Origin of the sequence: Desulfosporosinus sp. FKA, assembly GCF_002196785.1 — a bacterium.
GTDB lineage: Bacteria > Bacillota > Desulfitobacteriia > Desulfitobacteriales > Desulfitobacteriaceae > Desulfosporosinus > Desulfosporosinus acididurans.
Genome location: NZ_NAHZ01000027.1, coordinates 54,731 through 74,137 on the forward strand (window position 1 = coordinate 54,731; position 19,407 = coordinate 74,137).

The window sequence follows — 19,407 nt, forward strand, 5'->3', positions numbered from 1 at the left end:
TCCAAATCCTACAATAACGAAGGCTCGTTTTTTGCGATGCGAAGAACGGGCCTCATTGTTTTGTGTCTGGCAGAGACTTTTGCAATGATTGTCAACCAGCCGTTGAATTAGTTTGCTTGGAGGGTTAAGATATTAAATATCCTGCAGGTAGATACTAACAATAATTGGGATATTAAGCCCATACCTTCCAAAGAATATACAAAGGAGTCTTAGCAATGTACAGTTTTAAAAACGACTATAGTGAAGGTGCCCACCCAAGATTATTAAAAGCTTTGAGTGAAACAAACTTTGAACAGGTTGATGGTTACGGGGAAGATCTCTATACGCAAAAAGCTGTTCAATTGCTAAAGCAAACAATAGGAAGAGATGACATTGACATTCACCTGCTTTCGGGGGGAACACAAACAAACCTTACCGCTATCTCAGCCTTCTTAAGACCTCATGAAGCAATCATTGCGGCCAACACTGGACACATATTGGTTCACGAAACGGGAGCTATCGAAGCAACGGGACATAAAATTATTTCCGTTGAAGCAGGGGATGGAAAACTTAATTCTTTGCATATTAAATCTGTTCTTGATTTACATACAGATGAACATATGGTAAAACCAAAATTAGTTTATATTTCAAATCCGACAGAAATTGGTTCGATTTATTCAAAGAAGGAACTTGAAGAGATTAGTGTCTGTTGTCAGGAGAATAATCTCTTTCTATATATGGATGGAGCAAGACTGGGCTCAGCCTTGTGTTCAGATGAAAATGACCTGGAGCTCTCTGCCTTGGCAGATCTCGTAGATGCCTTTTATATCGGCGGAACTAAAAATGGAGCACTTTTAGGAGAAGCTCTGGTAATTTGTCGCGAATCACTTAAGGAAGATTTTAGATTCCATATGAAGCAGAAAGGAGCTATGCTTGCTAAAGGTAAGGTCCTTGGTATTCAATTCCTGGAGCTTTTCAAAGATGATTTATACTTTGATATGGCTAGACATGCCAATGCAATGGCCAGTTTGCTTCGGGATGAAATAACGAAAGCAGGCTTTAACTTTTTGGTTCATTCACCATCGAATCAAATTTTTCCTATCTTACCAGATAGAATAATTTCCGAACTACAAAAGAACTACGCGTTTTATGTTTGGTCAAAGGTTGACCTCGATCATTCGTCAGTCCGTCTCGTTACTTCTTGGGCAACCAAAGAAGAAGAAGTGTTAGCTTTTATCAAGGATTTGAATGTTGCACTGTAAGTTTTGCTCTAATCGACGGCCGGGAAGGTGAAAATACGATGAAGACTACGGTTGAAGTAGGCGCTGCCATTATCATTAGGGACAAGAAAGTTTTGATTGCTCAACGGGCACCGGGTGAGGATTTAGAGGGGAAATGGGAGTTCCCGGGAGGAAAGATTGAACCCGGTGAAACTCCCCAAGATTGTTTGAGACGTGAAATCCGGGAAGAATTTGAGGTAGAAATCAAAGTTCAGGATTTTTTTGGAGAAAGTATTTATGATTATCCACATGGCACTATTAAACTGCTTGCATTTAGGTGCCAATGGTTTTCGGGTATCTTTACGTTAAATGTTCATAGTCAGATTGCTTGGATTAGTTATGACGAATTGGACAACTATGATTTTTCTCCGGCAGATATCCCTTTGGCAGAAAAGCTAAAGTCACAGATTGTAAAAGCATAAAGCAGCGTTGCTTTTGGATGATGTCAATGACAATTGCAATTTAATTGAGTGCAGTTAACCCTAAGCCAGTTGGCCTAGGGTTATTAATTGTTTTAATACACGGCTATTGTTTATATTGAGGTTCTTGTTGTTGAATGTATTGCTCTCTGCCTTTTAAAACGGTAAGAGCAGAATCAAAGGTTTGGGCAAGTTGTTCAAAAGTCTTTTTTGCTTCCTGATCTTGGGTTTCTAAAGCAAATGTTTTCATGGTTGCTGCTGCGCTTTGAACTGTAGCAATCGCTTGTGTCATTTGTGTTCCAACAGTCATTTCTCATCACCTCCTTATAAAATGTCCAAAGGACGAATAATCTGAGGTCCCACAGAGTTTCGAACAAGGATTTTCATATTTTAGTTCTTACCCTTTAGGCCTAAAAATAAGTGCTCCCATGAAGCCAAAGATGATCGCCGCCGATATTCCTGCACTTGTGACTTCAAATATGCCCGTAAGGACTCCAATGGGACCCACCCCCGCATATTCATTCAACGCTCCTTTGACCAGGGAATTTCCGAAACTGCTGATCGGAATAGATGCGCCGGCACCGGCAAATTTAATCAGAGGATCGTAAAGACCCAGCCCTCCAAGTATTGCTCCAACTACAACTAAAGCACATGTTGTATGAGCAGGAGTTAGTTTAAGTCCATCTAATAAGAGTTGCCCGATGACACAAATGCCTCCTCCGATCAGAAAAGCCCAGAGAAATTTTTCCATTGTACCGCGCTCCTTATAGTTCAATACTTACTGCGTGAGCAACACAAGGAATACTTTCCTTTTGCTGAAAGGACATAGGGGATAATAAGGCTCCTGTAGCAACAACTAAAAGCTTCTTTAAGTCGCCTTTTCTCATTCGCTTTAAGAAATGTCCAAAGGTTGTTGTTGCCGCACAGGCACATCCGCTTCCTCCTGCTAAAACAACAGGCTGGTCTTCTTTATAGATTAGAATTCCGCAATCTGTAAAAATTGCTTCCGGTATTTCTAAACCATGTTTTTTTAATAAGTCACCGGCGATCCTATGTCCAACTCTGCCCAGGTCACCGGTAGCGATGACATCATAATAGGATGGTTCTCTGTTTAAGTCTCTAAAGTGAGCTTCAATCGTATCTACTGCTGCCGGTGCCATGGCAGCCCCCATATTAAAGGGGTCGGACAATCCCATATCGATAACTCTGCCAATGGTTGCCGACGTAACTTTTGGGCCTTCTCCCTGATCGGATACTAAGGCCGCTCCAGCCCCTGTAACGGTCCATTGTGCTGTGGGAGGCTTTTGAGCCCCGTATTCCGTGGGGTATCGGTATTGCTTTTCTGAGGCAGCATTATGGCTCGACGTACATACAAGAACACGTTGGGCAAATTTGCTGTCGACAAGTTGAGCGGCCAGGGCTAAGCCTTCCATTGAGGTTGAACAGGCGCCATAAAGCCCGAGAAAAGGAACTCCGAGAGTACGTGCTGCAAAACTGCTGGGGACTGTCTGATTGATTAAATCTCCGCTTAATAAAAACTGAATATCTTCCTTTTTCAATGCTGCTTTTTTAATCGCTAATTCAGAAGCCTGTTCTTGCAGTTTTCGTTCAGCCTTTTCAAAGCTTTCTTGTCCCAGCCATATATCCTCGTGAAGAAGATCGAAATCGTCGGCTAATGAACCACGGGCTTCATGAGGTCCGCCGACAGCAGCAGAAGCAATTATGGTAGGTTTGGAATCAAAAATCCATGACTGATGACCATGCAACATTTACATCACACCCAATGCTCTTAACATTATGACGACTAATGAAACTACAAAGGCAGAAAAAACACCATAGACAATAACAGGCCCGGCTAGTTTAAACATATTGCCGCCTACTCCAAGAACAAATCCCTCACTTCGGTGTTCAATAGAAGCCGAAGCAATGGTATTAGCAAAACCGGTTACAGGAATTATGGTGCCGGCTCCTGCCCATTGAGCGATATGATCAAAAACGCCCAAACCGGTAAGTAAGACCGTGATTATAATAATAACGGCCCCAGTAGGATTTCCGGCATTCTCTTGGGAAAAATGATAATAAGTAATAAAAAACGTTTGTATTCCTTGAGCAATGACACAAATCAGGCCTCCCGCGAAGAAAGCCCTTATGCAGTTAAGGAAAATAGGCCGCTTAGGTTCTCTGTCCTGGGCAAATTTCTGGTACTCCTGTTGAGTGGGAGATAATTTTTTCTTTTTTTTGTCGGACATGGTAACACCTCTTAATGTAATAAGTAAGGACGTAATTTGTTGATAAGATGATCAAGCTTCTGGGAATTGCGGAGATACATTCCTTTAGCACTTTTGTTTTCCGTTTGCAAAGAAAAGGCTAAGAGGTCCGCCTGAACTTTTTCCAGGTTGGCATAGAGTAATTCCCTAACTTTAGGCTGGGGAAGTTCAACAGCATCGTTGAAGAGGTCAAGGAATAATTCGCCAGAGGAATCAACCTGGCAAACAAATACGTTCTCAAGAGCTACTCCCATTTTGTCAAGTTCAGTTTTTAGCCAATCTTGATTAAGTCCCAGGGAGGAAAGAGGCTCGGTGAGAATGTTCCCGTCCATAATAACAGTTTGAGGTTCAGCTTGAGGTGCCACCTTCTGTCCAACATCATGGGCAGTAATCGGCTTCTTGTCAGCTTTTAGATAGGCGTTAATTTCACCGTTAGATTCCATTACAGCGAATTCAACATCAGTCAGGTTGAAAATACTTTTCGACCGTAGTTCGGCCAGCAGGTCCTCTCCTGTCATCCGGAGCTGGAGAAGATTTTCTTCCATGATTTTTCCATGTTTAATTAACACAGTTTCCTTTCCGGTAATAAACTCGTGAATTACCTGACTCTTGATACCAAGAAAATCAAGGGCCAGTGGAAGAACAACCCAGGTTATTAAAACGACAAATCCCGAGCTCAGGTTTATAAGGTTTAAGGACATTAATGTTACCGCAACGGCTATAATAATATAGGATATAAAATTAAAAGGTTTTACTTTGGTAATGTTGCGTTTTCCGATAAGCCGCATAAATAACCATGCTATACAAAATAACGCGAGCGTTTTTAATATTAAATAAAGAGTTTCCTGCATACCTTACCCGCCTTTTTAATTGCCTTTGTATTGTGGCTCTTCAAATTCAAGCACCTTGATTCGATCTTCCAGATCCTTAATGATCACATTAGTGATTTCTAAGGAATTATTATAAACGGACTGAGCTTTTTCATTTTTTGCTTGAACGTTATAGGTTCTTAATGTACCTTGAACTCCTTTTAAGGTTGCTAAGGTTTGCTTTACCTGAGAAGCAACTGTCATACTTATCACCTCCCGAGAGTTATTATCTCTCTTGCTTTTTTTTTAATGCCTTAACAAAGCTGGAAAGTGAAGGCAGTTTGAATAGAAGTGGCATTGAGCCCTTGCCCAACAATGAGGATAAAAAAACAAGGCTGAAGCCGGCCTTGCTGTTTAAAGGTTATTGTTTACGGTTTACAAACTAGAATATTTCCAAATCATCCGGACTTTTGTCTTTGGCAGGGTTTAAGTTATCTCTCTCTTTTTCGTTGGCATTAGAGGGTGAGTTTTTAGTATTTTGCATAGAGGTATGGTTATTAGTCGTTTGCTGCGAAGCTTTATTTCCGTTTTGATTCAAGTTATAGTTCCTCCTTTTTGGAATCCGCATTTTTTTACAGTTTATAGTCTAATGGATTTTAACCTAATATAGCTAAGTATGGTTCTTGATTGATCCAATTATGTAAGCAGCGGTAAAATCTTTTTCAAGGTTTTACCGCTGCTTACATAATTAATATTCGTTAGCAATTTGCTAGACTAGGGGAGGCTGTCTTTCATTTCCAGAGTTAAGGTCTGGATAGCTCTTTTTTCAATTCGTGAGACGTAAGAACGGGATATCCCGAGAATATCGGCTATTTCTTGTTGCGAATGTTCGTTTTCTTCCAATAATCCAAATCTTAAATGAAGAACTTGACGGTCAAGAGGCGGGAGTTTTTTGACGTTTTCCAGTAATAGACGCTGATCTTCTTCGTCAGCGATTTGTTCAGGAATGGGGGTGGTATCAGCTGAAAGACTTTCTAAAATACTCAATTCGCCATCACTATTATCTTGACCAATGGGTGTATAGATGGACATTTCACCGCGGCGTTTTTTTAAGATGCGAAAGTGCATTAGGATTTCGTTATTAATGCAGCGGGCTGCGTAGGTGCTTAACTTAGCTCCTTTTTTTAAATTAAAAGTATTAATAGCTTTAACTAAGCCAACAATACCGATGGAAAACAAATCCTCGGTTCTTTCTTCAGGACCTTCATATTTTTTGACAACATGAGCGACTAAACGTAAATTGTGCTCGATTAATTTATTGCGAGCAGTTTCAATGCTCCTGCTGAGAGCTGTGTCTTCAGGAGAAGGGTTTGCGCGACTTGTCTCTAATACTTGTAGGTAGTGTAATTCTTCGTCTTTGTTAAGAGGATGTGGGAATGCGTTATTGTTGACATAGGAAACGAGCAGACTGGCGCCTTTTAGGACAGAGAGGGCAAAACCGACTAGAAGAGCCTGTAGAAACATCCGTTTCACTCCTTTCACATCAAGTTATCCTATGTGAACGGAGCAAAACTTGTGATTTAAAAGAATCTGGCAGTAATAATTATTTATTCACTGAGTGTTTAGGAGCAAACTATAAAAGCTCCTGCTAAGCAGGAGCTCAATGAACGCTGTTTTAAGTTAAATTGAAAATAGTAAGTGTCTGTAATTTATTGCATTCCAGGTTGAGGACATCCGACAGGGAAATGTTCAAGACATTAGCTAAGGCAGCTATGTAAAAGAGCTGTTTACCCAATTCTGCCTCTATAATGTCTCTGCAGTTATCGCAGAGTTTCCCTTCGAGTTGGCTGTCTAAGAGGTCTTTTAAATCGGCAAGGCTTGCATCGGGGGGGATTGACTTCTTGTGCGCATTCACTGAATGACAACCGCAATTGGTTACCGATTTGACAACGGCTCTGTTAACACGTGCCGAGGTTTCCTGGCCTTTGGACAGGATGTCCAAAATACTTTGGTGTCGGATTAACAGAGACTTCACGATATTTTGGAATTGGTCAGTGAGTTGTTCCACGAGTATCCTCACTCCTTTCTGCCTTTTCTATTATAACGAGATGGTTAGGTCGTTGTCAATTTTCGGGAGTCCAAGAGATCAAAAAGGAAAATTGACAGGCTTAAGACTTGTGTGATATAATTTTAAAATTTTGACCGGGACATTGTAACTTGTTATAATGTTAAGAAGGGGGTGGCTGAATGTTTAATGTTGGTGATAAAGTTGTTTATCCAATGCATGGTGCCGGGATCATTGAATCCATTGAGGAACGGGAAGTTCTCGGTGAAATAAGCCAATATTATGTCATGCATTTGCCTGTGGGTAATATGAAGTTATTTATACCTTTAAAGAATGTTGAAAACTTGGGTTTGCGGCAAGTTATATCTCCGGCCATGGTTAAAGACGTCTTAGAGGTGTTAAAGACAAAAGACACGGCAACGACCCTGGCCTGGAATCGACGCTATCGTGCCAATCTGGAAAAGATTAAGAGCGGTAATATTTTTGAAGTAGCTAATGTAGTGCGCAGCCTTGCTCAAAGAGAAAGCGAAAAAGGACTTTCAACCGGGGAAAAAAAGATGTATGAAAACGCTTGCCAGATCTTGATTAGTGAGCTTGTTCTGACGGAAGGATCTGAAGAGGCCGCGGTTAGGCAATGGGTTTCTAAAGCCCTGGCTTAAAGGGTTATATTCTCTTTGCTTGAAAATAAATGGAATTAACTGTATAATTGGAAAGACTTTTAGTCAAACTATGATAAAAGAAAAGGAGGTGAAATGATGATTCGCAATTTAATTCGCGGGATCATCACCCTATTATTTGGCGCATTAGGATTTTATGTAGATTACTTATTACTGCGTCTTAACCTTTTACAATCGTTCAAATGGAGTTTTTCCCCGGTTTGGACCTATGCTGCTATGATTTTCCTCTTTGCTTGCCTGGGTTTTCTAGTGGCACCTGTGACTATTCGTTCTGTTCTTAAACTGATGCGGTGGCTGGATTCCCGCTTAACCAGAGTTCCGACTCATGATCTGATGGGTGGGGCTATTGGTGGAATTATTGGACTTATTATTTCAAGTTTATTTAGTAATTCATTTATTAGTATCACCTTTTTTGGCCCACTCCTTGCGGTACTTTTAAGCCTTTTCTTAGGTTATCTTGGCGTAACGATAGGTATGAAACGTAAAGAGGATGTTTTGGGATTCCTTAATTTCATTCCCAAGTTTAGAGATCGCGGAGAAAAACAGAAGGAAGTAAAGGATGATCAGATTTTAGAGGCTGGGGAGAGTACCGTTGTTGAGGCTCCTCACTATAAAATTCTTGATACAAGCGTAATTATTGACGGCAGGATCGCAGATATTGTTAAAACAGGGTTTATTGAGGGAACGTTACTAATTCCAAGCTTTGTATTAGAAGAACTTCGTCATATCGCAGATTCTTCTGATCTGTTGAAACGAAATCGAGGGCGCCGAGGGCTGGATATTCTTAATCAGATCTCGAAGGAAACAGCTATTAGGGTTCATATACACGAACAGGATTTCGAAGATATTAACGAGGTAGACAGTAAACTGGTACGTTTAGGTCAAGTTTTAGATTCTCCTCTTTTAACCAATGATTATAATTTGAATAAAGTCGCTGAACTCCAAGGCGTCAAGGTTTTGAATATTAATGAATTAGCCAATTCCCTGAAACCAATTGTTCTCCCGGGAGAAGAAATGCTGGTTCAAGTCATGAAAGAAGGAAAGGAACCGGGTCAGGGTGTGGCCTATCTGGATGACGGAACGATGATTGTAGTCGATACTGGCCGCCGTTATATGGGGCAAAATATTACCGTATTAGTAACCAGTGTTCTGCAAACAGCTGCCGGCCGTATGATTTTTGCAAAACCTAAAAGTTCTCTGGAAAAAAAGTCGATGGGTCTTCGTCCAACGGATGAGGTGAATGCGATTGGCTGAATTAGGCATCGTTATTCCTGCAGCGGGCCAAGGTAAACGGATGGGGGCCGAAGGCAATAAACAATTTCTCAGCTTAAAGGGACAACCAATTTTAGTCCATACGGTAAGAGTATTTCAAATGTCCGACTGCGTCTCGGAAATAGTGATTGTTGGGGCAGAAAATGATCTTGCCTTGATCGAAGATCTTGTTAGTCGGTATAATTTAGATAAAGTAGCAAGAATTTGTCAAGGCGGAGTCCAACGTCAAGATTCCGTTCGCTTAGGGGTACTAGCGCTCAGTCCTACTATTCAACGAGTAGTGGTTCATGATGGGGCTAGGCCCCTTTTGACGTTGAAGGATTTTCATCGCTTTTTGCAAGCTGCCGAGGGGTTTTCGGCAGCGATCATGGGGATTCCGGTCAAGGATACTATTAAACAGACCAATAATTCCGGAAGTGTGACAGATACCCTGCCCAGAGAACGTTTACGGGCAGTACAAACTCCTCAGATCTTTGATCGTCAGACATTAGAAACTGTACACCTCCGTGCTGCTTCAAACGGGTACTATGGCACAGATGACGCATCTTTGTTAGAATGGATGGGGTATCCGGTACAGGTCATTGAGGGCGCTCAGGAGAATATCAAGGTTACTACGCCTGAGGACCTTTGGTTAGCGGAACGAATTTTAACAATGCGCGAAACATAGATTGGGGTGTTGAAAATTAGAGTTGGAATAGGGTATGATGTTCATGCCTTGGTTGAGGGGAGACCTTTGATCCTAGGGGGAGTGGAAATTCCCTATGAAAGAGGTTTGCTTGGACATTCGGATGCGGATGTTTTAATTCATGCTCTTATGGATGCGTTGTTAGGGGCATTGGCGCTTGGAGATATAGGCTCTCATTTTCCTGATCATGATCCCCGGTATGCAGGAATTTCTAGTCTTCTTTTGCTGGAACGTGTTGCCGAACTGATTAAAGGTCAAGGTTACTGCGTTGGAAATATTGACAGTCTTATTGTGGCAGAGCGTCCGAAGCTTGCTCCTTTCATACCCCAGATGCGCTCAAATCTCGCTCGGGCTTTAGATGTTGACATTGAAAGTGTATCAGTGAAAGCAACAACTACGGAACGACTGGGCTTCGAAGGACGAAGTGAAGGCATTGGAGCCCAGGCTATTGTTAATGTCGTAAAGGATAAGAGATAAACATGCTTTAAAATTCTTTTGTCCTAAGAGAGGGAAATCCTCAGAGAATTTTTTTAAGGTGGTTTGTATGAAAGAAGTTAGGACAAGATTTGCTCCAAGCCCGACAGGCTATATGCATATCGGCAACTTAAGAACTGCAATTTATGAATATTTAATTGCGAAATCTCAGGACGGAAAATTTTTATTAAGAGTAGAAGATACGGATCAAGCCCGTTTTGTCGAGGGCGCTGTTGAAGTGATTTTAAAAACACTGAATATTGTTGGCTTAAAGTACGATGAAGGCCCTGACATCGGAGGACCTTATGGACCTTATGTCCAAAGTCAAAGGAAATCAATCTATAAGGAATATGCCGATAAGCTTGTTGAATTAAAGGGCGCTTATTACTGCTTTTGTTCGAAAGAGCGAGGCGAAGGCTTAGAAAACGGCAGTCAATCCGCAGCTGCACCGACCAAGCATCATTGTCAATGTAAACATTTAAAATCTGCAGAAATCTCGGAAAAGCTAAGCAATAATGAATCGTATGTTGTGCGGCAATGGATACCTGAGGAAGGTACAACAGAGTTTCATGATCTTGTCTATGGAACGGTTTCTGTTGCCAATTCTGAACTCGATGAGGGAGTACTCTTAAAGTCTGATGGATTGCCAACTTATAATTTTGCCAATGTAGTCGATGATCATTTGATGGAAATCACCCATGTCGTACGGGGATCGGAATACCTCTCCTCCACACCGAAATATAATTTGCTTTATAAGTCCTTTGACTGGGATATTCCAGAGTATATTCATTTACCGCCAATCATGAAAACGGCTGAGAAGAAATTAAGCAAACGCGAAGGCGATGCCTCTTTTGAAGATTTTATTTCTCAAGGGTACCTGCCGGAAGCTATTGTGAATTATATTGTCTTGCTGGGATGGAATCCGGGGACTAATGAAGAATTCTTCACGCTCCAAGAGCTTGAGAAACTATTTAATGTCGAAGGCTTAAGCAAGTCACCGGCGATCTTTGATGTCAATAAATTAAAGTGGATGAACGGCGAATATCTGCGAAGGCTAAGTCTGGAAGAATTTAATGCTTTAGCCCTGCCTTATTATCAAGATGCGCTTGGCGCAGGTATTGATGTCCAAAAGGTCAGTGCTTTATTACAAAAGAGAATAGAGATTCTCAAGGAAATCCCTGAGAAGATTGATTTCTTCAAGAGCCTCCCGGATTATGATATTAACCTATTCGTCCATAAGAAAATGAAAACGGATGTCGTCAATTCCTTAAGTAATTTAAAGGCAGCCCGTGAGGCCTTAACTGCTCTGGAGAACTGGGACCTGTCTGAACTGGAGAAATTACTGGCTGATGTCATTTCCCAACTTGGGGTCAAAAACGGACAAGTTCTCTGGCCTCTTAGAACTGCTCTTTCTGGTAAGGAGTCAAGCCCGGGCGGCGGTGTAGAATTGGCTGAAATATTGGGTAAAACAGAAACCCTGCGCAGACTAGACATTGGGATCAGTAAATTATCAGTATAACATTAACCTGGAGCTATATGAAATAATGTCTAAAAATGGTATGACACTTTATTGACAGCGGCGGGAATCTGTCCTATAATTGGTCATTAATTAATAATTAAGGCTATGATGAGAAAGAGTACAAAAAGGAATTGCCCTTAGCGAAGATGGGATTGGTGTAAGCCATCGGCAGGAATTTTTGGAAGTGCATCTCTGAGCTGAAAGGCAGAATTAGAGTATGTCTTTCCGTGTTAACTGCGTTAAAGTTTTAAGCTGGAATGACTTGGGTCGTTCAATCAGAGTGGAACCGCGGAACCTTTCGTCTCTGGACGGAGATTCCGCTTTTTTGTGCCCAATTTTTGGCTGAGAGAATACGATGAAAAAGGAAAGGGGTGTCTGCCAGCGATGATATTTGGGCAACTTCGGCGCGATATTCGCGTTATTTTTGAACGGGATCCTGCTGCTAAAAGTATACTAGAGGTTATCTTTTGTTACCCGGGTTTTCATGCGGTGCTTTTTCATCGCCTAGCTCATTGGTTATATAAACACAATTTTGTAATTTTACCGAGGATGATCTCTCAATTTTCAAGGTTTCTCACGGGAATTGAGATTCATCCGGGCGCTACAATTGGGCAAGGTTTTTTTATCGATCATGGCAGCGGTGTAGTGATTGGCGAAACCGCGGAGGTAGGTGATAATGTTACTTTGTATCAGGGGGTTACTCTTGGAGGAACCGGAAAAGAAAAAGGCAAACGTCACCCGACTATTGGCAATAATGTTGTAATCGGGGCGGGGGCTAAGATTTTAGGTTCGTTTAAAGTTGGAGATAATGTTAAAATAGGAGCGGGCTCCGTTGTAAATAAATCTGTTCCCAGTGATACAACTGTCGTAGGTATACCAGGCAAGATTGTCCTTCATCATGGGGTGCCCATTAAAAAACCTGATTTGAGACATGACGATCTTCCGGATCCAGTCAATGAAATGCTGCGATGTTTAATGCAGCGAGTAGAATTTTTGGAAAAACGTTTAAAAGAAGAGGAGAGTCGATACAATGTCTTTGAAATTATTCAACACCATGACCCGGCAGAAAGAGGAGTTCAAGCCTCGAGAGAGCGGGAAAGTTGCGATGTATGTCTGCGGTCCGACGACGTATAATTACTTTCATGCGGGAAACGCACGGATGCTTGTCGTTTTTGACATGATAAGACGTTACTTTATGTATAAAGGCTATGAGGTCCGCTACGTACAAAATTTTACGGATGTTGATGACAAAATTATTCAGAGGGGTAATGTGGAAGGAATGGACCCTCTGGCTTTAGCGCAAAAGTATATCGATGAGTATTTTAAAGACGCTAAAGCTCTTAATATTCTTCCGGCTACGGTTCATCCCAAAGCCACGGAACATATACAGGAAATGCTCGAAATTATCCAGGGGTTGATTAATAAAGGGCTTGCCTATGACGTCGATGGGGATGTGTATTTTGCCGTAGATCGGTTTCCCGGTTATGGAAAGCTCTCGGGCAGAACATTAGAAGATATGAAGGCCGGTGCAAGGGTTGAAGTGGATGAGCGCAAACAGCATCCTATGGATTTTGCACTTTGGAAAAAGGCTAAACCGGGAGAACCAGCATGGAAAAGTCCCTGGGGTATGGGACGCCCCGGGTGGCATATTGAATGTACGGCTATGTCTCTGAAATACTTGGGAGCGGGCTTTGACATTCATGGCGGGGGCGGAGATTTGGTTTTCCCGCACCATGAAAATGAAATCGCTCAAACGGAAGGGTATTTAGATGGTCAAACCTTTGCACATTATTGGATGCATAATGCTTTCCTGACGATTAATCAGGAAAAGATGTCTAAGTCCCTAGGGAATTTCTTTACGACTCGGGAACTGTTGGTCAAAAATTCCGGAGAAGTGATTCGCTTTTATTTGCTTGGAACTCATTATCGCAGTCCTCTGGATTTTAACGACGAGAATCTGGGAATGGCCCAAAAAGGGCTTGAACGATTACAGACAAGCGTTCGTTTAGCCCAACAGGCCTTGGAAAGGACGGAATCCGTTAAAAATGAACAGGTTGAGCAAGGATTACTGAAGGCCGCAGAAGAAGCCCGTAAAGCCTTTGAAAAGGCGATGGATGATGATTTCAATTCAGCTTTAGCTTATGCGGCGCTTTTTGAATTAGCCAAGACGATGAATGGATCTGTACAAGAACATCCTGTTTTTTCGGAAGGCCTGGCTAAGGCTCAAAAAACTCTCATTGAACTGGGAGAAGTATTGGGATTCGATTTTCTGCATCCGGCTCAAGTTCAGGTAGAAAATGAAGAGATGCTTTCTAAGGTAATGGATCTCGTTCTTCAGATTCGCTCTAAAGCTCGACAGAAGAAAGACTGGGAAATGTCGGATTTTATCCGAGATGCCTTTAAGGCTCAGGGAATTGTAATTGAAGATACTCCACAAGGTGCGAGGTGGAAGATTAAATAGGTTGAAAGGTGACCGTATGCGCAGTTGGCAAGAAATGAATCCTTTAACCCTGGCGTATTTGGGAGACGCTGTCTATGAATTATGGGTTCGAACCCATTTGCTGGAGTTAGGGAATGAAAAAGTTAAGGAACTTCACAAACAAGCAATTAGTTATGTTCGGGCGGGGGCTCAAGCGAAGGTTTTACAAGCCCTTTTTCCGGAACTTGATGATGTTGAGCGGAAGGTTGTTTTGCGTGGGCGAAATGCTAAAGGCGGGTACCCGAAAAATGTTGACGTTGTAACCTATCGTTATGCTACAGCCTTTGAAAGTTTAGTTGGATATTGGCAATTAAGCGGACAAGCTCAACGTATGCAATGGGCCTTTAATCAAGTCGATGGGGTTATCAGCAAGGGACCGGACAAAATCGATTTTGAAGAAGAATGATAAAGAGGAAAGAAGGCTGTCGAGATGAGAGTGGATCTAATTCAATACACGCCAGATCCGGAAAAAGTGGTGGCTGCTGCTGCTCGTTTGTGTTATTCGGCAGATCCTGTGCCTGAACTTTTGGATCGCTTAGAAGATGAGACGGTGGCGCGCTTTGTGCGAAAACTGCGTGATATGGGACATTTATCGCCCTTTGAACATGTGTGTTTTCAGTTTTCAATCGACGGTGTCTCGCGGGTCTTATCCCATCAATTAGTGCGTCATAGAATCGCTAGTTATTCTCAGCGCTCTCAGCGTTATGTCAAAGAGAATGGTTTCGAATATGTCGTTCCCCCCAGCATTCAGCGCAGCCCTGAGGCTATGGAGCGTTTTGCAAAGGTTATGACAAACCTTCAAGAAGAATATCTAGCCCTTCAGGCTATGGTGCCTGCAGAAGATGCTCGTTTTGTTCTGCCCAACGCCTGTACCACCTCTTTAATGGCGACCTTTAACGCTCGCTCGTTATTAAATTTCTTTGAACATCGAACCTGCATGAGGGCACAATGGGAAATTCGCGCTCTGGCAGAGAAAATGCTGGAACTGGTACGGGTCGCAGCTCCAAACCTTTTCAGCGAGGCGGGGCCAACCTGTGTGACTCAGGGAGTGTGTCATCAGGGCGCTTATAGCTGCGGAAGATTACAAACCCTTAAAGGAAAGAAGACGTGAACAAGTTGAACGATGAAATCGTTTATGGTAAAAATCCGGTTATTGAACTGCTGAGGAGCGGTAAACCTGTCAATAAAGTACTTATGGTTTCGGAGAATACGAGCGAGAGGAATCATGAAATCCTTTCTCTCCTGCAGGAACGGAACATTCCCTACCAGTTTGTAAAACGACAGGTTCTTGACCGCTTAGTGCAGAAGGAAAGTCATCAAGGTATTTTGGCTTATATTGCGGCAAGAGAATATGCCGAAGTTGAGGACATTTTGGCACTGGCTGAAGAACGGCAGGAAGATCCCTTTATCTTGATGCTGGACGAAATTGAAGATCCGCATAATCTGGGGGCCTTGCTGAGAACCGCTGATGCTGTGGGGGCCCATGGAGTTATTATTCCGAAACGCCGCAGTGTTTCTTTGACTGGAACTGTTGCTAAAACATCGGCCGGAGCAGTTGAGTATGTTCTGGTCGCTCGTGTAAGTAATTTAGTCCAAACCATTAAGGATTTAAAAAAGAGAGGCTGCTGGGTGTCCGGAGCGGAAGCCGGAGGAGGTCATGTATTTACAGCAGATCTCACAGGCCCGCGAGTTATCGTCATTGGCAGTGAAGGCAAGGGGATCAGCCGTCTCTTAAGGGAGAATTGCGACGAGATTGTCAGTTTGCCTATGAAAGGCAGAGTAACTTCGCTTAACGCCAGTGTCGCAGGATCCGTGATGCTCTATGAGGTCTTGAGACAAAGATCTATGAAGCAATAAACCAGAGACGTTGTAGGAATGTGAAATTGTTAAGCTAAAGCTGAACATCGAAACTTCAGTGGGGGGCGGAGTCTCCCATCGAAGAAAGTACGATTGGATAAAAATTAGACTTGAAAGATTGGGCGTCACTGGTTATGATACTTCTAAAAGAGTCGCTTTCACCCAATATTGAACTTCGGACTTTGAATATCAGGTCTCAAATGACGCCTATGCGACAGAACAACCAAAACTTCGCCTTGACGCTTTTCTTAGGGGTCGGGTATAATGAGAATGTTCCCGTGGACAAGGGCTAGGCGAGATTGCGTCTTCTTCATGACGACATTGTAGGGGGGATCAACTTGACTTTTCAAGCCCAACCAGAACTACCAGAGTGCGAAATCATCGACATTATCGTAGATGAAGAGATGGTTGAGCTTGCCAAGGAAGGCGACGCTACAGCACTAGAGTATCTAATCAACAAATATAAGAACTTCGTTCGGGCAAAGGCTCGTTCCTATTTTCTCATAGGTGCGGACCGCGAAGATATTATTCAAGAAGGAATGATTGGACTCTATAAGGCCATAAGAGACTTTCGCGGCGATAAGCTCTCATCGTTCAGGGCATTTGCGGAGTTATGTATAACCCGCCAGATTATTACTGCTATTAAAACAGCTACAAGGCAGAAACACATTCCCCTTAACTCGTATGTCTCACTCAATAAGCCGATATATGACGAAGATTCTGATCGGACGCTGCTTGATGTTATCTCTGGGACTCGTATTACGGATCCGGAGGAACTGATCATCAGCCGTGAGGAATTCGATGACATTGAGGAAAAGATGGGTGAGATTCTCAGTTCCTTAGAATGGAAGGTACTGATGTCTTACTTGGAAGGGAAGTCCTACCAGGAAATTGCTGTTGACTTGAAAAGACATGTGAAATCAATCGATAACGCGTTGCAGAGAGTGAAGAGGAAACTTGAACGTTATCTTGAACGTCGGGATGGGTGATTTTACATAAATTCCTGGAAAGAAAATGCTTGCATTTTTTTATAAAAAGTGCTAGATTATATGAGTGCCCCTCAACAAGAGAGGTACTAACAAAATGCCAACGTAGCTCAATTGGTAGAGCAGCTGATTTGTAATCAGCAGGTTGCGGGTTCGAGTCCCATCGTTGGCTCCATTTATTTTGAAGTTAAAAGGCAGCATTGCTGTCTTTTGTTTTATCCACAAAGTACGCTGACCATGTTGCTTCATCCCGTATTTTCTTGACAGGGTAATTATCTTGTGATACAGTACTTGAGTAATGGAATAAATGCAGCGTCCTACTGTTGTCTGGGAGGTGTTCGTGAGTGCGTGTGGGCATTATTTTAGCGTGTACGGATTGCAAGCACCGTAACTATGCTACGATGAAGAATAAGAAGAATAATCCTGATCGTTTAGAAGTCCAAAAGTATTGTAAGTTCTGCAAAAGCCATACTCTCCATAAAGAAACCAAATAATTTTTTTGTGACGTTTTAAACTGTACGCCAGGAAGCGTTGTCACAATGTCGAGGACACCGATGTCGTTTAAGGATGTGAAGCGATGGGCGCGTTAAAAAAACCAGCTAATACTCAGAAGCAAGCGGATAAGACGAAAGACTACTTTCGCGGAGTTCTGAGTGAATTAAAAAAAGTTCACTGGCCAAGCCGTAAGCAATTGCTTGCCTATACGGGTGTAGTATTTGTCGCGGTGGGGATTGTTTCTGTTCTCATGTGGGCTGTGGACGGCGGTTTAAGTATTGCCTTAACCAAGCTAGTGCCCTAAACTGCGAGTTTCTGCGGCAGTGTCTGAGGAGGTCCCTGAGAAATGGCTAAAGACTGGTTCGTAATTCATACGTACTCGGGTTATGAAAATAAAGTTAAAATGAATCTCGAAAAACGCGTAGAATCCATGAATATGGAGGAGAAGATCTTTCGCGTTCTTGTTCCCATGGAAGACGAGGTTGAGTTCAAAAATGGGAAGGAAAAAGTAACGAAGCGTAAGGTTTATCCGGGATATGTTCTTGTTGAAATGGAAATGACCGATGACTCTTGGTATGTTGTTCGCAATACGCCGGGGGTAACAGGTTTTGTGGGTACGGGAACTAAACCGATTCCGCTCCTTGAGCAAGAAGTTGTTCAGATTCTCCAGCAAATGGGGATGGATGATCTGCGTGCTAAAATTGATTTCGAGGTTAATCAAACTGTCCAGGTTATAGCTGGGCCGTTTAAAGACTTTGTAGGAGTGGTCCGAGAAATACTCCCCGATAAGGGCAAGTTGCGTGTGGAAGTATCGATGTTTGGAAGAGAGACGCCTGTGGAATTAGATTTCGGACAGGTTCAAAAACTCGACTAAAATAGGGATTATTCTATCAAGGAGGTGTTAAACTATGGCAAAGAAAGTAATTGGTATGGTCAAATTAGCAATCACTGCAGGTAAAGCTACACCGGCACCTCCGGTTGGTCCGGCTCTTGGTCAACATGGGGTCAATATTATGGCCTTCTGTAAAGAGTACAATGAGCGCACAAAGGATCAAGCTGGGCTTATTATTCCGGTGGAAATTACGGTCTATGAAGATCGCTCCTTTACCTTTATTACCAAGACTCCGCCTGCTTCTGTTCTGCTTAAAAAGATGACCAATATTAATTCCGGTTCATCTGAACCCAATCGCAAGAAGGTTGCCACGATCCCGAAATCCAAAGTTCGCGAAATTGCGGATATTAAGATGAAAGATCTGAATGCAGCAAGTATAGAGGCAGCAATGCGGATGGTTGAAGGTACAGCCCGAAGCATGGGCATTGATGTTGTTGAAGGCTAAGATGAATTGTGGGAGGGTTTAGCCCGCATAACCACAAGGAGGTAAAAGAATGGCTAAGGTTGGAAAAAGATATCAAGAGGCCGTAAAGACCTTTGATCGCACAGGATATTTCGAACCCCTTGAAGCATTAACGCTCGTGAAGGCTAATGCCAAAGCAAAATTCGATGAGACGATCGAAGTTGCTTTTAAATTAGGAATTGACACTCGTCATGCAGACCAACAAATTCGCGGTGCTCTTGTGCTGCCTAATGGAACAGGAAAAACTCGTTCTGTTTTGGTTTTCGCCAAGGGAGATAAAGCGAAAGAGGCAGAAGCTGCAGGCGCAGATTTTGTGGGCGCTGAAGACATGATCGCGAAGATCGATCAAGGCTGGTTCGGATTTGATGTTGTAGTAGCTACTCCGGATATGATGGGAATGGTCGGACGATTAGGCCGTGTACTTGGACCTAAAGGCTTAATGCCGAACCCTAAGACAGGAACCGTTACCCCGGATGTAACTCGTGCCATCAAGGAAATCAAAGCTGGTAAGATTGAATATCGTGCCGAAAAGGCTGGAATTATCCATGCTCCCATTGGCAAAGCATCTTTCAGTGCAGAGCAGCTGTTAGAGAACTATCGTACGTTAGGGGAAACCATCGCTAAAGCAAAACCTGCTGCTGCTAAAGGTCAATATATCCGCAGCATAACGGTTAGTTCGACTATGGGCCCTGGCGTAAGAATCAATCCGGTTAAGGCTCTCTAAAGTTCTCTTGACAGTATTCTACAATGAGGGTACACTTATCAGGAATTAAATATCCGCTGTAGATA

Annotated in this window: 27 protein-coding genes, 1 tRNA gene and 2 other annotated features (1 of these 30 running past the window's edge); of the genes, 19 read left to right on the forward strand and 9 right to left on the reverse strand. The window is 42.6% G+C overall.

The window, feature by feature from the left end; all coding sequences use genetic code 11:
- The first annotated feature begins 215 nt into the window (after nucleotides 1-215).
- Nucleotides 216-1,241: an aminotransferase class I/II-fold pyridoxal phosphate-dependent enzyme gene (locus B5771_RS09875; protein WP_088187379.1), complete on the forward strand. Its 1,026-nt coding sequence runs from the start codon at nucleotides 216-218 to the stop codon at nucleotides 1,239-1,241.
- A 38-nt stretch (nucleotides 1,242-1,279) separates the two neighbouring features.
- A complete protein-coding gene (locus tag B5771_RS09880) occupies nucleotides 1,280-1,681 on the forward strand; it encodes a (deoxy)nucleoside triphosphate pyrophosphohydrolase (protein WP_088187380.1) in 402 nt (133 codons plus the stop codon).
- Between the two features lie 103 nt (nucleotides 1,682-1,784).
- Here the strand turns inward: B5771_RS09880 and B5771_RS09885 are convergent, their stop codons facing one another.
- The 9 genes from B5771_RS09885 to B5771_RS09920 form a co-directional block, all read right to left on the reverse strand.
- Nucleotides 1,785-1,988, reverse strand: coding sequence for a DUF1657 domain-containing protein (locus tag B5771_RS09885; RefSeq protein WP_047808599.1), 204 nt, complete (start codon nucleotides 1,986-1,988; stop codon nucleotides 1,785-1,787).
- Nucleotides 1,989-2,075: 87 nt separating this feature from the next.
- Complete coding sequence (gene spoVAE / locus B5771_RS09890; protein ID WP_047808600.1) at nucleotides 2,076-2,429, reverse strand: stage V sporulation protein AE; 354 nt, start codon at nucleotides 2,427-2,429, stop codon at nucleotides 2,076-2,078.
- Nucleotides 2,430-2,442: 13 nt separating this feature from the next.
- On the reverse strand, nucleotides 2,443-3,447 hold the full coding sequence (spoVAD, locus tag B5771_RS09895; protein ID WP_088187381.1) for a stage V sporulation protein AD: 1,005 nt from the start codon (nucleotides 3,445-3,447) through the stop codon (nucleotides 2,443-2,445).
- Nucleotides 3,448-3,927: a stage V sporulation protein AC gene (gene spoVAC, locus B5771_RS09900; RefSeq protein WP_088187382.1), complete on the reverse strand. Its 480-nt coding sequence runs from the start codon at nucleotides 3,925-3,927 to the stop codon at nucleotides 3,448-3,450.
- Nucleotides 3,928-3,938: 11 nt separating this feature from the next.
- Entirely contained in the window at nucleotides 3,939-4,796 is an 858-nt protein-coding gene (locus B5771_RS09905; protein ID WP_088187383.1) for a DUF421 domain-containing protein, read from the reverse strand.
- A gap of 15 nt (nucleotides 4,797-4,811) precedes the next feature.
- The gene (locus B5771_RS09910) at nucleotides 4,812-5,018 is read right to left on the reverse strand and encodes a DUF1657 domain-containing protein (RefSeq protein WP_088187384.1); all 207 of its coding nucleotides are present in this window, start codon (nucleotides 5,016-5,018) and stop codon (nucleotides 4,812-4,814) included.
- A 178-nt stretch (nucleotides 5,019-5,196) separates the two neighbouring features.
- Complete coding sequence (locus B5771_RS24280) at nucleotides 5,197-5,352, reverse strand: hypothetical protein (protein WP_172408233.1); 156 nt, start codon at nucleotides 5,350-5,352, stop codon at nucleotides 5,197-5,199.
- 176 nt (nucleotides 5,353-5,528) lie between these two features.
- A complete protein-coding gene (gene sigK, locus B5771_RS09915; RefSeq protein WP_047808605.1) occupies nucleotides 5,529-6,278 on the reverse strand; it encodes an RNA polymerase sporulation sigma factor SigK in 750 nt (249 codons plus the stop codon).
- A gap of 151 nt (nucleotides 6,279-6,429) precedes the next feature.
- The gene (locus B5771_RS09920) at nucleotides 6,430-6,822 is read right to left on the reverse strand and encodes a DUF1573 domain-containing protein (RefSeq protein WP_088187385.1); all 393 of its coding nucleotides are present in this window, start codon (nucleotides 6,820-6,822) and stop codon (nucleotides 6,430-6,432) included.
- A gap of 179 nt (nucleotides 6,823-7,001) precedes the next feature.
- On the opposite strand from B5771_RS09920, the gene B5771_RS09925 reads away from it, so the two are divergent.
- The 17 genes from B5771_RS09925 to rplA all read left to right on the forward strand — a co-directional run bounded on the left by B5771_RS09925 (nucleotide 7,002) and on the right by rplA (nucleotide 19,342).
- The gene (locus B5771_RS09925; protein WP_088187386.1) at nucleotides 7,002-7,478 is read left to right on the forward strand and encodes a CarD family transcriptional regulator; all 477 of its coding nucleotides are present in this window, start codon (nucleotides 7,002-7,004) and stop codon (nucleotides 7,476-7,478) included.
- A gap of 96 nt (nucleotides 7,479-7,574) precedes the next feature.
- Entirely contained in the window at nucleotides 7,575-8,750 is a 1,176-nt protein-coding gene (locus B5771_RS09930) for a PIN domain-containing protein (RefSeq protein WP_088187387.1), read from the forward strand.
- On the forward strand, nucleotides 8,743-9,435 hold the full coding sequence (gene ispD / locus B5771_RS09935) for a 2-C-methyl-D-erythritol 4-phosphate cytidylyltransferase (protein WP_088187388.1): 693 nt from the start codon (nucleotides 8,743-8,745) through the stop codon (nucleotides 9,433-9,435). Before B5771_RS09930 ends, ispD begins: the two co-directional genes overlap by 8 nt.
- A 9-nt stretch (nucleotides 9,436-9,444) precedes the next feature.
- On the forward strand, nucleotides 9,445-9,930 hold the full coding sequence (gene ispF, locus B5771_RS09940) for a 2-C-methyl-D-erythritol 2,4-cyclodiphosphate synthase (RefSeq protein ID WP_088187389.1): 486 nt from the start codon (nucleotides 9,445-9,447) through the stop codon (nucleotides 9,928-9,930).
- Between the two features lie 67 nt (nucleotides 9,931-9,997).
- Nucleotides 9,998-11,446 carry a glutamate--tRNA ligase gene (gene gltX, locus B5771_RS09945; RefSeq protein ID WP_088187390.1) on the forward strand — a complete coding sequence of 483 codons (1,449 nt, stop codon included), beginning with the start codon at nucleotides 9,998-10,000 and terminating at the stop codon, nucleotides 11,444-11,446.
- A gap of 96 nt (nucleotides 11,447-11,542) precedes the next feature.
- Nucleotides 11,543-11,755 (forward strand) — a binding site (T-box leader).
- Nucleotides 11,756-11,833: 78 nt separating this feature from the next.
- Nucleotides 11,834-12,580: a serine O-acetyltransferase gene (cysE, locus tag B5771_RS09950; protein ID WP_242966813.1), complete on the forward strand. Its 747-nt coding sequence runs from the start codon at nucleotides 11,834-11,836 to the stop codon at nucleotides 12,578-12,580.
- Nucleotides 12,477-13,907 carry a cysteine--tRNA ligase gene (gene cysS / locus B5771_RS09955; RefSeq protein WP_088187391.1) on the forward strand — a complete coding sequence of 477 codons (1,431 nt, stop codon included), beginning with the start codon at nucleotides 12,477-12,479 and terminating at the stop codon, nucleotides 13,905-13,907. The genes cysE and cysS overlap by 104 nt, the downstream gene beginning before the upstream one ends.
- Nucleotides 13,908-13,923: 16 nt before the next feature.
- Nucleotides 13,924-14,331 carry a ribonuclease III domain-containing protein gene (locus tag B5771_RS09960; RefSeq protein ID WP_088187441.1) on the forward strand — a complete coding sequence of 136 codons (408 nt, stop codon included), beginning with the start codon at nucleotides 13,924-13,926 and terminating at the stop codon, nucleotides 14,329-14,331.
- A 24-nt stretch (nucleotides 14,332-14,355) separates the two neighbouring features.
- Complete coding sequence (thyX, locus tag B5771_RS09965) at nucleotides 14,356-15,036, forward strand: FAD-dependent thymidylate synthase (protein ID WP_088187392.1); 681 nt, start codon at nucleotides 14,356-14,358, stop codon at nucleotides 15,034-15,036.
- Nucleotides 15,033-15,782 carry a 23S rRNA (guanosine(2251)-2'-O)-methyltransferase RlmB gene (gene rlmB / locus B5771_RS09970; protein WP_242966812.1) on the forward strand — a complete coding sequence of 250 codons (750 nt, stop codon included), beginning with the start codon at nucleotides 15,033-15,035 and terminating at the stop codon, nucleotides 15,780-15,782. Before thyX ends, rlmB begins: the two co-directional genes overlap by 4 nt.
- A 338-nt stretch (nucleotides 15,783-16,120) precedes the next feature.
- The gene (gene sigH, locus B5771_RS09975; RefSeq protein WP_047808613.1) at nucleotides 16,121-16,771 is read left to right on the forward strand and encodes an RNA polymerase sporulation sigma factor SigH; all 651 of its coding nucleotides are present in this window, start codon (nucleotides 16,121-16,123) and stop codon (nucleotides 16,769-16,771) included.
- A gap of 96 nt (nucleotides 16,772-16,867) precedes the next feature.
- Nucleotides 16,868-16,943: transfer RNA gene (locus tag B5771_RS09980), tRNA-Thr, on the forward strand.
- 169 nt (nucleotides 16,944-17,112) lie between these two features.
- Nucleotides 17,113-17,262 (forward strand): 50S ribosomal protein L33, encoded by a 150-nt coding sequence (rpmG, locus tag B5771_RS09985; protein WP_014825554.1) that lies wholly within the window; start codon nucleotides 17,113-17,115, stop codon nucleotides 17,260-17,262.
- A gap of 83 nt (nucleotides 17,263-17,345) precedes the next feature.
- On the forward strand, nucleotides 17,346-17,567 hold the full coding sequence (secE, locus tag B5771_RS09990) for a preprotein translocase subunit SecE (RefSeq protein ID WP_047808614.1): 222 nt from the start codon (nucleotides 17,346-17,348) through the stop codon (nucleotides 17,565-17,567).
- A 42-nt stretch (nucleotides 17,568-17,609) separates the two neighbouring features.
- Nucleotides 17,610-18,137 (forward strand): transcription termination/antitermination protein NusG, encoded by a 528-nt coding sequence (gene nusG / locus B5771_RS09995; RefSeq protein WP_047808615.1) that lies wholly within the window; start codon nucleotides 17,610-17,612, stop codon nucleotides 18,135-18,137.
- Between the two features lie 34 nt (nucleotides 18,138-18,171).
- Entirely contained in the window at nucleotides 18,172-18,600 is a 429-nt protein-coding gene (gene rplK / locus B5771_RS10000) for a 50S ribosomal protein L11 (protein ID WP_088187393.1), read from the forward strand.
- A gap of 49 nt (nucleotides 18,601-18,649) precedes the next feature.
- Nucleotides 18,650-19,342: a 50S ribosomal protein L1 gene (gene rplA / locus B5771_RS10005; protein WP_047808617.1), complete on the forward strand. Its 693-nt coding sequence runs from the start codon at nucleotides 18,650-18,652 to the stop codon at nucleotides 19,340-19,342.
- 38 nt (nucleotides 19,343-19,380) lie between these two features.
- Nucleotides 19,381-19,407 (forward strand) — a sequence feature (ribosomal protein L10 leader region) (it continues 104 nt past the right edge of the window).

What these genes read in the sequence shown, in the direction of transcription:
- rplA (WP_047808617.1), top strand. Translation starts at nt 18,650, where the DNA reads ATGGCTAAGGTTGGAAAAAGATATCAAGAGGCCGTAAAGACCTTTGAT.
- B5771_RS09930 (WP_088187387.1), top strand. Translation starts at nt 7,575, where the DNA reads ATGATTCGCAATTTAATTCGCGGGATCATCACCCTATTATTTGGCGCA.
- nusG (WP_047808615.1), top strand. Translation starts at nt 17,610, where the DNA reads ATGGCTAAAGACTGGTTCGTAATTCATACGTACTCGGGTTATGAAAAT.
- thyX (WP_088187392.1), top strand. Translation starts at nt 14,356, where the DNA reads ATGAGAGTGGATCTAATTCAATACACGCCAGATCCGGAAAAAGTGGTG.
- rplK (WP_088187393.1), top strand. Translation starts at nt 18,172, where the DNA reads ATGGCAAAGAAAGTAATTGGTATGGTCAAATTAGCAATCACTGCAGGT.
- spoVAE (WP_047808600.1), bottom strand. Translation starts at nt 2,429, where the DNA reads ATGGAAAAATTTCTCTGGGCTTTTCTGATCGGAGGAGGCATTTGTGTC.
- cysS (WP_088187391.1), top strand. Translation starts at nt 12,477, where the DNA reads ATGTCTTTGAAATTATTCAACACCATGACCCGGCAGAAAGAGGAGTTC.
- B5771_RS09905 (WP_088187383.1), bottom strand. Translation starts at nt 4,796, where the DNA reads ATGCAGGAAACTCTTTATTTAATATTAAAAACGCTCGCGTTATTTTGT.
- secE (WP_047808614.1), top strand. Translation starts at nt 17,346, where the DNA reads ATGGGCGCGTTAAAAAAACCAGCTAATACTCAGAAGCAAGCGGATAAG.
- B5771_RS09960 (WP_088187441.1), top strand. Translation starts at nt 13,924, where the DNA reads ATGCGCAGTTGGCAAGAAATGAATCCTTTAACCCTGGCGTATTTGGGA.
- spoVAD (WP_088187381.1), bottom strand. Translation starts at nt 3,447, where the DNA reads ATGTTGCATGGTCATCAGTCATGGATTTTTGATTCCAAACCTACCATA.
- spoVAC (WP_088187382.1), bottom strand. Translation starts at nt 3,927, where the DNA reads ATGTCCGACAAAAAAAAGAAAAAATTATCTCCCACTCAACAGGAGTAC.
- B5771_RS09925 (WP_088187386.1), top strand. Translation starts at nt 7,002, where the DNA reads ATGTTTAATGTTGGTGATAAAGTTGTTTATCCAATGCATGGTGCCGGG.
- gltX (WP_088187390.1), top strand. Translation starts at nt 9,998, where the DNA reads ATGAAAGAAGTTAGGACAAGATTTGCTCCAAGCCCGACAGGCTATATG.
- sigK (WP_047808605.1), bottom strand. Translation starts at nt 6,278, where the DNA reads ATGTTTCTACAGGCTCTTCTAGTCGGTTTTGCCCTCTCTGTCCTAAAA.
- B5771_RS09885 (WP_047808599.1), bottom strand. Translation starts at nt 1,988, where the DNA reads ATGACTGTTGGAACACAAATGACACAAGCGATTGCTACAGTTCAAAGC.
- B5771_RS09875 (WP_088187379.1), top strand. Translation starts at nt 216, where the DNA reads ATGTACAGTTTTAAAAACGACTATAGTGAAGGTGCCCACCCAAGATTA.
- B5771_RS09880 (WP_088187380.1), top strand. Translation starts at nt 1,280, where the DNA reads ATGAAGACTACGGTTGAAGTAGGCGCTGCCATTATCATTAGGGACAAG.
- B5771_RS09910 (WP_088187384.1), bottom strand. Translation starts at nt 5,018, where the DNA reads ATGACAGTTGCTTCTCAGGTAAAGCAAACCTTAGCAACCTTAAAAGGA.